The sequence below is a fragment of the Pseudomonas sp. LB1P83 genome (assembly GCF_054897885.1).
Genome location: NZ_CM142709.1, coordinates 3171680 through 3185175, shown reverse-complemented (window position 1 = coordinate 3185175; position 13496 = coordinate 3171680). Strand labels below are relative to the sequence as shown.

Genomic DNA, 13496 nt, shown 5'->3' with positions numbered 1-13496 from the left:
CCGCAATACCTGATCAGCAACGGCGTGAGCCGTTGCTGATTTTTTGCGTGTGACCTGTGCAAAACAATCAGATGAACATTGCGTGACAGCAGTTCGGTCGCGCACCGGTGTAACCGACTATCCCCTATAAGCAACGCTGGCCGCTTGATGGCACGGCGTTGCAGACCTTCTGCAATTCGAAAGGATGAGTAGTGATGCTGCGCTGCAAACCTCTGGCAAAACCGAATGCCCCGCGTCGTGATGGCGAGCTGTCGATACTGCGGCTCAAGCCGTTGGCACAGGCCGTCGCGCTATTGATGGTCGCCGGCAATGCCCACGCGGCCACGGCATTCAGTTCCAGCTGGTTTGCCGCCAAGGGTGCCGCGCAGTCGGCTGGCGCGACGCGACCCGGTGCGACAGTGCCGGGCATGCCGCCACCGCTGGCGCAGCAGCAAAAAGCCAATCAGCAGTTGCAGCGCTCATTGACCAACCTCAACAACACCGTGGCTGCGATTGCCGCTCAACAAGCGGCGCAAGCGGCAGGGCGGCAGGCCGCGTTCGGCCGGGTACAAACGGTGCCGGACGGATTGGGCGAGGGTGGCTTGAAAGTCGACAACAGCCTGACCCAAGGCTGGCTCAATGCCCAGGCACCCGAGCAAACCCAGGCCGACGGCAAGACAACGGTGAAGGTCCAACAGACGGCCGACAAGGCGATCCTGAACTGGGAAACGTTTAACGTCGGGCGCAACACCACCGTGGATTTTCAGCAGCAATCGAACTGGGCGGTGTTGAACCGCATCAACGACCCAAGTGCGCGACCGAGTCAGATTCAGGGACAGATCAAGGGTGCCGGCACGGTGATGCTGATCAACCGCAACGGCATCGTGTTCAGCGGCACCAGCCAGGTCAACGTGCGCAACCTGGTGGCGGCCGCCGCGACGATGACCGATGAGCAGTTCAGCCAGCGTGGCCTGTACGTCGATGCGACCGGTAGCCAGCCGACCTTCAGCGATGCCGCCGGCAAAGTGCTGGTGGAGCGTGGCGCCCTGATCGAAACCCACAAGGCGGCATCGTCCACCGACGCTGGCGGTTACACGCTGCTGCTCGGCAACGAAGTGGAGAACGCTGGTTCCATCGTCACCGCCAAAGGCCAGGCGACATTGGCGGCTGGCGACAGCTTTTACATTCGTCGGGGTGTCGGCACCAGCGGCAACCTGCGCTCGACGACCCGGGGCAACGAAGTGGCGACTGCGCTGAACACGGGCAGCAGCGCCGGCACGGTGATCAACAACGGCCTGATTCAAGCGTCCACCGGCGACATCACGCTGACCGGTCATCAGGTGCAGCAGAACGCTGTCGCCGTGGCCAGCACCTCAGTCGATATTCGCGGCACTGTACACCTGCTCAATTCGGCCACCGACGGCACCGGTAGCGTGACACTCGGCCAGGGCAGTACCACGGCAATCCTCCTCGACGCCGCCAGCGGCCAGGCCCTGAACAGCCAGCGTGACGCCGCCTTGGCCGGGCTCGATGGCACCTCCAACACCTTGAACACAGGCCGATTCAACAACCTCAGCGCGGTGGCGGACCGCACCGATCAGTCGCGGGTGGAGATCGTCAGCGGCGGTAGTGTCGATTTCCAGAACGGTTCGATCACCCTCGCCACTGGCGGCCAGGTCGCGGTCAGCGCCGGGGTTCGCAGCCTGGTGCGCGACGGCGCGGTGATCGACGTGTCCGGCGCCATCGGCGTCAAGGTGGCGATGGAAGCCAACAGCATCAAGGTCAACGTCCAGGGCAACGAGCAGCGTGACGCGCCAGTCAACCGCGAGGGCGGCAAGCTGAGCAACAGTGACGTGTGGGTCGACATGCGTGACCTGGTGAAGGTAGCCGCCGGCACCAACGGCTACGCCACCGAGCGTTGGTACACCGCCGGTGGTTTGCTCGAAGTCGGTGGTTATCTCGGCACACAGAACCACAGTGTCGGCGAGTGGATGGCCCAGGGCGGCACCTTGAGTTTCACCGGTAACGATGTGGTCACTCAGCAGCGCGCGCAGCTTAACCTGTCGGGCGGCACGCTGGATGTGCAGAGTGGATTCGTCCAGCAATCCTGGCTCAAGGGCCCGAATGGACGGTTGTATGAGTTGTCGCGCGCACCGGGGGACATTCTCTATTCAGGGTTTTACAACGGCTACGAAGACCACAGTCAGCGCTGGGGGCAGACGTCCTATTACTACAGCCCCTTGATCGCGCCAAAGCAACGTTACGAAGACGGCTACACCGTGGGCCGCGATGCCGGCAAGTTGGTGGTCGCGACCAACAGCGCGGTGCTGGAAGGCCAGATTGTCGGTGAAGTGTTCAAGGGCGAACGTCAGACCCAGGCACCGAACCCGAGTCTTGACGGTTACCGGCAATCGCAGACAGCGGTGGCTCGACGGGCGCAGTTGCTGGTCGGCAATTACACGCCGGTCTACGACAAGACCACGGGCGTGGTCAACAGCGGCCTGAACCCGATGCTGGATCAGGTATTGATCGGCGATGTCGAGCAGAAGATCGCCGCCGGCCTGGACCTGACGTCGGCAGTGGCCAGTGACCGCCAGGGCAAGCTGCAGCTGGACAGCGATCAACTCAATGGTTTCCAGCTCGGCGCCGTGAACGTCGCGGCGCGGCAACAGGTACAGGTCGATGCGCCGCTGGTGGTGGCTGACGGTGGCGAAATTACGCTGTATGCCCCCCAGGTCAACGCCAACGCTGATCTCACCGCGCGCGGTGGCAGCCTCCGTCTGGGCAACGTGCTCAAGCAAGTGGCCAGTGATCGCAGCTTCGTGGTGGGGGATGTCGTGCTGGCCCCCAATGGCAACGACAAGGCCCAGGTGACGGTGGCGCAGGGCGTGCAACTGAACACGGCCGGTCGCTGGAGCAACCTGCTGCTGGATGCCGGTGACACCAGCCGATTGCCTTACCTCAATGGCGGCACGGTGTCGTTGCGCAGCTCCGGGGACATCGATTTGCAGGCTGGCAGCCTGATCGATGTGTCGTCCGGCGGCGCCGTGCTCGCGGATGGCAAGACCCGCGGGGGCAAGGGCGGTGACCTGACCCTGGCGGCGGCTGATGGCGTTGCTTCCGGCGCGGGGAAATTGACCCTGGGGGCCGAGTTGCGCGGGTATGGTGTGACGGGTGGTGGCACCTTGAGAATCCAGTCCCGCACCGTACAGATTGGCGACACGGATACAGCGTCGGGCCGCGATTCGCTGAACCTGGCGACCGATTTCTTCAACAAGGGTTTTTCGGCCTACGACATCACTGGCAACGAAGGCTTGATCGTCGCCGACGGTGCGCAGGTCGAAGTCACCGCGCCGGCGTACCGATTTGCAGAAGACGCTGCGGGCACCGCCTCGGGCGCAGAACCTGCGATGGCGCTTGAGCGTTGGTTGCCGACCCTGTATCAGGAAGACCCGCTCAAAGGCCTGCTGACCCAGCGTCGCGGCGCCAGCCTGAACCTGAACGCCGGCACATCGCTGTCGGGCGCCGCGCAGATGGCCAGTGCTGCGTTGACCCTCGGCCAGGGTTCGGTGATCAGCGTCGATCCTGGCCAGTCAATCAACCTGCGCAGCATTGGTCAATTGACGGCCAACGGCACGTTGAATGCCTGGGGCGGGCAGGTCACTCTGGGCGCGCTAAGTGTCGCGCAACCGGTGTCCGAGGCCGTGAACGCCACCGGCCACGGTCGCTCCATCTGGCTCGGAGAGCAGGCGCTGATCGACGTGGCGGCACGCGCGGCAACGGCGGTCGATGCACGTGGCCGGACCTATGGCCAGGTGCGTGACGGCGGCAGGATTGTGATCGGCGGCCAGATCGACAGCAAAACCGGGGTGGCCACGGCATCCGATCTGTTCGTGGTGCTGCGCGAAGGTTCGCGCCTGGAAGCCTCAGGCACTCAGGCCTTGCTGGACATTGCGGGCCAGGGCAAAACCTGGGTGGCGAGCAATGGCGGCAGTATTTCCCTGGCCTCCAACAACGGCTTGTACCTGGACGGTCGCTTCAACGCCCGGGCCGGCGGCGCGGGTGCGGCGGGCGGCAATCTGGCGGTGGCACTCGAAACTCCGTATTACCCGAACGCCAGTGTCACGGATCGGGTGTTGCAGGCCCGTGAGTTGATCCTCAGCCAGACGCATGTGTCCGAGACCTTGAAAGATTCGCCCGAAGACGCCGCCGGTTCGCTGGTTTACGGTCGCGGCCGGTTGGGGGTCGATCAGGTGCAGACCGGCGGTTTCGACACCGTGTCGCTGCTCAGCAATGGTTTGTTGAGCATGGCCGGCGATGTGTCGCTGACCATCGGCCAAAGCCTGAATCTGTATGCCCGGGGCATCGGCCTTGCCGAGGGCGCCGCCGGCAATTCCCGGGTTGAACTGAGCGCCCCGCATGTGCTGTTGGCCGGTGTCCCGGAGGTCGCGGGCAAGGACGGCTATAACCGCCCGGTGCTCGATGCCACGGTGTTCTCGTCGACCAATCAGGCGTTGTTTTCGATCAATGCCGACCTGCTTGATGTTCAAGGCAGCGTGACCTTCAGCAACAAGGGCACGTTCAGACGCGCCGACACGTCGACCGTTACCGTCGAGCGCGACGGTTTCGACCGGGTCGAACTGACCAGTCGCGGTGATCTGCGCTTCCTCGCCGGTACTGGGGGGCAGGGGATGCCGGTCGGCTTTACCACGCAAATAGTGACCCCCGGCGACATGACCTTGCGGGCGGCACAGCTGTACCCGGCCACGGGCGTCGGCGCCCGGGTCCTGGCGGGTTTGAGCATGGGGTCTGTGGCAGGGTCAATGTTCTATGACCTGTCGCGAGCGTTGGTCATCGGCCGCGTCAGTGACGTGACCCCGGATGTACCGTACTCGGTGTTCGGTCGGTTACAGCTGGGTTCTGCAACGATCAAACAAGGTGGCGTGGTTCGCGCACCGTTGGGCCAGCTCGAACTGGGCACGACGGACAACACTTCCGCGGCCAAGACGACTCAGGTGCAACTGCTGTCCGGCAGCCTCACTTCGGTCAGCGGCAAAGGCTTGGTCTTGCCCTATGGCGGCACCGTCGATGGTCAGACCTACAGCTACGGGGGCAAAAATGTGGCGCTGGTCGGACAAGGATCTGTTCTCAACGAGAACGGTGATCTGACCGTCGGGGTGATTCTCGGAGGCCAGTCGATCGAGGCCCAGGCAGGGTCTGTCCTGGACCTGTCTGGTGGCGGCGATCTGCTGGGGGCCGGGTTTGTCTCCGGTCGCGGCGGTTCGACCGACGCCCGCTACAACCCGCTGGTGCAAATCGGCGCCAACGGTGGTTTCACCTTGCCGGGCCTTTCCACCAACCCGGTGTACGCCATCGTGCCGGGCAACCAGAGTGCGTACGCACCCGTGGCGGCCGAAGGCGGGGGCGTCGACCCGGTGATCGGTCGTCAAGTTACTATCGGTGCGGGCGTGCCCGGGCTGGCAGCCGGCACCTACACGTTGATGCCTTCCAACTATGCGTTGCTGCCGGGAGCGTTCCGGGTCGAGGTCAACGGTCTGGCGGGGTTGGGTAGCGTGGCGGGCGCACAACGGATGCGCAATGGTTCGTGGACCACCGCCGGTACGTTGTCGGTGGCCAATACCGGACTGCGTGACAGCATCACCAGCCAGTTGATCCTGACGTCGGGCGACGTCTTGCGCCGCTATTCGCAATACAACGAAACCAGTTACGCCCAGTTTGCAATGGCCGATGCCGCGCGCTCAGGCGTTCCGCGAGCCATGCTGCCGATGGACGCGAAAACCCTCAAGCTGGCAATGCTCAAGGGGGCACAGGAACAGGCGTTTTCGTTCAACGGAAGCGGCAAGTTCGACGCTGCACCGGGCGGGTACGGCGGAACCGTGGTGGCGTCTTCGGTCATCCCCAATGTCGACCTGGAAATCGTCGCACCGGGGCAACTGGCTACCCCGGGCTTCGCCGGTATCACGCTGGATGCCGACAGTCTGAATGCCTTGCAAGCGACGCGGTTGATGGTCGGTCGTCTGCCTTACGTGCTGTATGGCCAGGGCGGTAACTACATCAACTTTACCGGCGTGGGTGCCAGTTCGAACATTACCCTGCGCCAGGGTGCAACCCTCTCTGCCCCGGAAGTCTTCCTGGTGACGGGGAACGGTAATCTGGTGGTGGAACAGGGGGCGATGATCAACACCATCGGCCGAGGCGCGGCGTCGTTCGATGCCCGGGACGGCTTCATCTACCAGGCGACAAACCTGCTCGCGGTTTCCAACGGCTTGCTCAACGTGCGGCTCGCGCCCAATACCGTGAGTGGTTCGATCAGCGTGGGTGGTTGCGACAGCACGCCCTGCACCGGCCAGACACGGCTGTACTCCGACGGCAGCATCGTCGCGGCGACAGGCACAACCCTGGAGCTGGGCGATCAGGTTCGCTATGGCACTCGCCACCTGACCCTGGCCGTGGGCAACATCAACGTCGGCAGCAGCCAGGCACTCGCCGATGCGGCGACGCGCCACGTGTTGCCCACCGGTTTGAGTTTGAGCCAGCCGGTGCTTGAGCGCTTGCTGCGAGGTGACACCGAGTACGGTGCCCCTGCACTGGAAACCCTGGAGCTGTCCGCCCGCGAGGCGATGAACTTCTATGGCAGCGCCACCCTCGACACCTACGACGCCCAGACCGGTCGCTCGCGCCTGAGCAATCTGATGCTCACGACCCCGGCGATGTATGGTGCGGGCGGTGCGAACGACGTGGCGACGATCCACACCTCCAACCTGATCTGGAACGGCGCCCAAGGCTCACCCGGCACCGTGATCGCCGACGGCGCCGGCGCCGGCGCCGGCACCGGCAGCGGGCGCCTGGACATTCAGGCCGAGCGCATCGAGTTCGGTTACGGTGATTTCGCCCAGCCTGATTCTGTTGCCAGCCTTGATCGTCTGGCGTTGGGGTTTGCCGACGTCAACCTGAGCGCCAGCGAGCGCATCACGGCCAATCACAAAGGCAGCCTCGCGGTGTACCAGGCCCAGGGCGCTTTCGACGCGCAGAAGGGTTTCAGTTACAGCGGCGGCAACCTGAACATGGTCACACCGTTGATGACCGGTGAAGCCGGTTCGGTCAACCGCATCACCGCCGGTGGTGCCATTGATGTGAGCGGCGCGGCGAATGCCGGAGCTGGAGCCGGCGCTGTCGGCCTGGGTGCCGAACTGTTGCTGAGCGGCAGCCGGATCAGCCTGGCCAGTGCGGTGGTGTTGCCCAGCGGTAAATTGACCCTCAATGCGACCCGTGATCTGACGCTGGCCGATGGCTCCCTGATCGATGTGGCCGGGCGGGCCATCACCTTCAATGACCTGACCAAATACAGCGGCGGCGGCGAAGTCATTCTGCAGAGCCGCAACGGCAACATTCTGCAGAGCGCCGGTTCGCGGATTGATCTGTCGGCCCGCAACAATCGCGCCGGCCAACTCAGTGCCGTGGCACTGGACCCGGCCGCCGGGGTGGTCGACCTGCAAGGCAGCATTCTGGGCAGCAGCAGTGGCTTTTTCGACGCCGGCGGCACGTCGATGCCGTACCAGGCCGGTGAGGTCGAGATCCAGGCACAACGCCTGGGTGGCAGCGGCAACCTGAGTGAACAATTCGCGGCCCTGAACCAGCGTTTGAATCAGGGTGAGGTGTTTGGCGCGCGCAGCTTCCAGCTCAAACAAGGCGACCTGGCGATCGGCAGCGATCTGAAAGCGTCGAACATCACCGTGTCACTGGATAACGGCAGCCTGTCGGTCAACGGTACGGTGGACGCCAGTGGCGAACGGGTCGGCAGTATTCGACTGGCGGCAAAAAATAACCTGACCCTGGGCAGCGGCGCGGTGCTCGATGCCCATGGCAAGCGTCTGCGGGTAGACAGCTACGGCAAGATCATCGACTCGCCGAACCGCGCCATGGTCGACCTGACGTCTCGCGAGGGCGTGCTGACCCTGGCGAACGGTGCGCGCATCGACTTGCGTCACGGCACCGAAGTGGCTGTCGGTACCTTGCCGGGGCAGAACGACGGTCGCGCCCGCGGCACCCTCGAACTCAATGCCCGACGCATGGGGCCCGGTGTTGCGGATCCGGTCTACGGTGACATCGCCATCGATGCCAGCGGCAACCTGGATATCCAGGGCGCCCGGTCCATCGCGCTGAACGCCACCTGGCAGTACGACGACGCACCGCTGGGCGCTGACCCGGCGGCTAGCGGTCGTCCCTATCAAGTGATCGATCAGGCGTACCTGGACGGCAAGCATGTGCAGAGCGGGCAATTCATCAACGCCGCACTGGCCAACAACGACTTGATGCACCGCAAGCTGGCTGGCTTGAATAATGCCCGTTATGCCGATGCGTTCCACCTGCGACCGGGGGTCGAGATTGTCAGTGCCAGCGCCGATGGCGACCTTGTGGTGCAAGGCGACCTTGACCTGTCGGGTTACCGCTACGCGAGCGTCAATCCTCATACGCAGAGGACGTCGATTTATGGCTCCGGCGAGTCCGGCAGCCTGACCCTGCGCGCCGGTGGCGACCTGAGTATCTACGGCAGCATCAACGACGGTTTTGCACCGCCTCCGGCGACGCAGGACGACAAAGGCTGGACCTTGCTGCCCGGCATTGATTTCACCGGTGGCGATATCGTGGTGCCGGGCGCTGGCGTGACGCTGGCCGATGGCACCGCGTTCCCGGCCGGAACGACGTTGAACTACGACGTGCCGATCAAAGACGTGAGCCTGGCCGCCGGCACCCGTTTGCCGGTAGCCGTGACCCTCGATCAGCCGTTGCTGTTGCCGGCGGGCACCGTTCTCGCGGCCGCTGTACGCGATGGTTCGGGCAATGTCCTGTTCGCCGCCGGGACGTTACTGAATCAGAACCTGACCCTGGCCGCCGGCTCGCAACTGGATGCCGGCAGCCTGCTGACCAGCAGTGCTTCGTTGCGCGCCTTTACCTGGCCCAAGGGCGTGCCGTTGCCGAATGTCGAAGGTGCGGGCAATCCACAGAACAATGTGTTGAAACTCAATGGCAGCCTGGCGCTGAATCGGGGCTCGCTGATCCCGTCCGGCACCGATGTGAAATTGCCCACCGGGGTAGATTCAGTCCAGTTGCGTCCGGAAGTGGCAGGCCGTCAGGGCGCGATCTGGGCGATCGCGCCGATGCTCGCCGACGGTTCGCAATCCTGGTCGCTGCGCCTGGTCTCCGGCGCGGACACCACGGCAGCGGACAGTCGTGTCGTGCAGGCCAATCCCGCCCATGGCGATTTGCGTCTGGCCGACAGTCACTATGGGATGTTTGGCCAGGCGTTGCCGCCCAAGGCCGGTTTTGTCTGGAGTGCCCAGGCGGTGCTGGAGCTGGCGGACGCGGGGATCATCGTCAAGGAAGGCGATCCGGTAGATCCCGACCTGGTCGGCAACGTCGAAGACTTCTGCGCCAGCACGCCGACCTATTGTGCCCCTGCGGTCACGTTCGTATGGAGTGCCCAGGCGGTGCTTGAACTCGCCGATGCCGGCGTCATTGTGGTGGAGGGCGATCCGGTAGACCCGGTACTGGTGGGGGACGTCGGTGACTTCTGCGCCAGCACCCCGACCTATTGCATCGCCGGCGGCAAAGTCGAATACGGACTCAAGCCCGGCAGCAGCCGGTTCAGCGTGATCCGCACCGGCACCGGCGATCTCGAACTGCTGAGCGGTGGCAGCCTGCGCATGGATTCGTTGTTCGGTGTCTACACCGCCGGCACGTCGGCCAGCGCGACTTTTCCTGGCGACCCGTTCAACCAGCCCAAGGCCCTTGGCGCCAAGGGAACGGTGCTCAACGACGAAAACGGCAGTTACGAAAAACTGGTCAATGGCGGTGCCGACAGCGTCTATCGCGCGTGGTACCCGGACGGCGGCGGCAACCTGTTGCTCAAGGTCGGTGGCGATCTGACTGGCAATGCTGCCGCGCCAGCGGGCGCTTTCGGCCGACCTAACCCGGCGGATGTGGGTTATGACTCGGTCAACACCGGCAACTGGCTCTGGCGGCAAGGCAGCGGCGCAGTGGTCACCGGCGGTACGACGCAACCTGCGGCGTGGTGGATCAACTTCGGCAGCTACACCGCTTCAATGGTCGCCAACGGTGCCGATCAGATGGTGGGCTTCACCGGTTTCGGCACGCTGGGCGGTGGCGACCTGAATGTTCAGGTGGGCGGGAATGCCGGGGTACTGAATACGCTGGCTGGCAGCACGTTCAACTCCAATATCAACGCGCGTAGCCAGGGGCTGGTATTGGCAGTAGGCGGCACCGGCCGGGTAGCCGCCGATGGCAGCGTGCAGCTGACCGGCGGGGGTGACCTTGATGTGCGGGTCAGCGGTGCATTAAATCCAGCCAGCCAGATTGTCGCCGATCATCTCAATGGCGCTGTGATTGACCTGCGGGGGCACGCTCAAATCGAGAGTGGCGCAACGGGCAGCATTGCCCTGCATTACGGAAGCCAGGCGACGGACCAGTCACCGGGGGAAAGCCGCGCCTATGACTCTTTCCGGGCCACCCGCGCCATTGCATCCGGGGGGCTGACCCTGATGCCGGGGGACGCGGTGTTCAGCTTGTCGACCCGCGGCGATCTGGTGCTTCAGGATGTGGCGGACCCGGGACGTGCGCCGCTGATGAGCGGTTCGCCCTTTACTTCCAGCGCCGGTGAAACAGGCGTTGGCAACAGCTGGTTCACCTTGTGGACCGACCACACCGCGATCGACCTGTTTTCGGCGGGCGGCAATCTCACGCCGTTCACCCAGGCCGTGGGCAGCGATGCGGCAGTGATCTACCCCTCGATCCTCAGGGCCGTCGCGGCTGCCGGCAGCCTGTACTACGGCAAGGCTGCCGCCGTTGCCAACAGCGATGTTTTTTATCGACAACCGTTGGTGCTGGCGCCTTCGCAGAACGGCCAGTTGCAGATGCTGGCAGGCGACTCGATCTACGCGGGCGGTTTTACCGTCAGCCAGTCCGGGGCGTCTGCGGACGCGTTAGCGACACCACAGCGTCCTGCGTTCGTCGGCACCATCAACGGCGTGAGCGCCGCGGGCGGCAGCAATTTGTCCGAGGAAGGCAATCGCGCCTCGGTCAGCAGCGGGGTCTTGCCGTTGTTTGCGTTCGGCGCCAACAGCGCGTCCTCCCGAGCCGGCAGCGAACCTGCACGCTTCTATGCAATGAGCGGCGATCTGCTGGGTGTGTCCAGCGGTCGTGCGGTCACCTTTATCTCGGCAATCGGCGATAGCCGTTTTGGCAGCACCTGGTACGAGGGCGGCGGACCTGTATGGATGATGGCCGGGCGAGACATTGTCAGCAGCGGCACCGGGCTTGGAAAGGATGAAATGGCCGGCGCCAGCGATGCCTTGGGCAACTACCGCAGCGCTGGCAACCTGTTTATCCACAACAACCCGAATGACATCTCCATCGTCTCCGCCGGTCGCGACATTCTCTACAGCAATTTCAACGTCGCCGGTCCCGGCACGCTGGAGATCAGTGCCGGTCGCAATCTGCTGATGGAAGACAAGGTCGGCGTCACCAGTATTGGCTCAGTGGTACCGGGAGATTCCCGAGCCGGCGCAAGTATTGTCATGCAGGCCGGGGTCGGCCCCGACGGCCCTGACTACGATCGCTTCGTCAGCGCCTACCTGTCTGCCGCGAACCAGGCGGCCAGCAGTCTTTCGCTGGCCAGCCAGGACGGCAAAGTCGCCAAGACCTACGAAACCGAACTGATCAATTGGCTGGCTGCCCGTTATGGTTTCAGCGGTAACCCGCAGCAGGCGCGCAGTTTCTACGCGGCCTTGCCGGCCGAACAGCGTCGAGTGTTTGCCCGTGAGGTGTACTTCGCCGAACTCAAGGCCGGTGGTCGCGAGTACAACGAAAAGGGCGGCCCGCGTCAGGGCAGTTACCTGCGAGGTCGAGAGGCCATCGCCGGGTTGTTTCCGGAAAAAGACGTGGCCGGGAATCCGATCGCTTACCAGGGCGATATCACGATGTACGGTGGCGCGGGTGTCCACACCGACTTTGGTGGCGGTATCCAGATGCTGACGCCGGGCGGTGGACAGATCTTCGGTATCGAAGGCACGGCACCGCCGTCCACGGCGGGGGTGATCACCCAGGGCGAGGGCGACATTGAGTTGTACGCCAAAGGCAGCATCCTGCTCGGCCAGAGCCGGATCATGACCACGTTCGGTGGCTCGATCATGGGCTGGTCGGCCGAAGGCGATATCAACGCCGGTCGTGGTTCGAAAACCACGGTGGTCTACACGCCGCCCAAGCGTCTGTATGACACCTGGGGCAACGTGACTCTGTCGCCGTCGGTGCCGAGCACCGGGGCCGGTATTGCGACGCTCAACCCGATTCCTGAAGTGGCGCCGGGTGACATCGACCTGATCGCGCCGCTGGGTACGATCGATGCGGGCGAGGCGGGGATCCGTGTTTCCGGCAACGTAAATATCGCGGCGCTGACGGTGGTGAATGCGGCGAACATCCAGACCCAGGGCAAATCGACCGGGGTGCCGGTCACGGCATCGGTGAACACCGGGGCGATCACTTCCGCCAGTTCGGCGGCATCGTCGGCGACCCAGGCAGCGGAGGACGTGGCACGGCAGCAGCAGGCTGCGGCGCGGCAGCATCAGGCGTCGGTGTTTACCGTGCAGGTGCTGAGTTTCGGCTCTGAGCAACTGGCTCCGTCGCGTGATGGCGCCAGCCGTGCGCCAGCGGCCGGATATAACCCGGACAGCCCGGTGCAGGTGCTGGGGGCGGGGGTGCTGGATGAGTCCGCGCGGCAGCGGTTGACTGACGAGGAGCGGGGGAGCCTCACGTTGTAGAACTCTCGTTGTAACGTTTGGGGCGGCCTTTGGGTCGCCTTTTTTTTGCTGTGTACATATCCGTTTCTGCGGTAACGGCTGCGGGCGGTTTCGCTCTTACAGCGAGTCCCTTTTTCAAACGCCAAAAAGGAACCAAAAGGCTTCGCCCCGGCGTACGGCGCCTCGCTGAGGCTCCGCGTTCCCTCGCTACGGTGTCCATCAGGGGGCATCGCCTACGGTCTGCTTCGCGACGACCTCCTCTCGATGTGTGCGGCTTCGCCGCACGGCGCTGCGCGCCTAACCCCCTGATGAACACCTACGCTCGGCCTGCCGAAGGGGCGAGAGATCAAGATCAAGATCAACGTCAAAAGCCAAAGCCAAAGCCAAGCCAAAGCAACCTCACACCTGTGGGAGCGAGCTTGCTCGCGATGGCGGCGGTTTAGTCAACATCACTTTGCCTGACACACCGCCATCGCGAGCAGGCTCACTCCTACATAAAGCAGATCGGTGTACGGCTCTCGCTCTTCACCACTCAATAGGCCGAGCGTTAGCTCGCCTGCAGCTTTTGATCTTGATGCACCGCCCCCTCGAGAGGCCGAGTGGAGGTTCTGCGCAGTGGGCAACCCGGCATGGATGCCGGGTTAGCCGCCCCCGGCCATGGATGGCCGATGGCGGCGGGCCCAC

General features: G+C 64.0%; 1 protein-coding gene. It reads left to right on the top strand.

From position 1 onward, the window contains the following. Positions 1–194: 194 nt before the first annotated feature. Complete coding sequence (locus ACYZTY_RS14570) at positions 195–12833, top strand: filamentous haemagglutinin family protein (protein ID WP_461959097.1); 12639 nt, start codon at positions 195–197, stop codon at positions 12831–12833. Positions 12834–13496: the final 663 nt, after the last annotated feature.

Bases quoted from the DNA above. Each gene is read 5' to 3' on its own strand.
- ACYZTY_RS14570 (WP_461959097.1), top strand. From the start codon at position 195: ATGCTGCGCTGCAAACCTCTGGCAAAACCGAATGCCCCGCGTCGTGAT.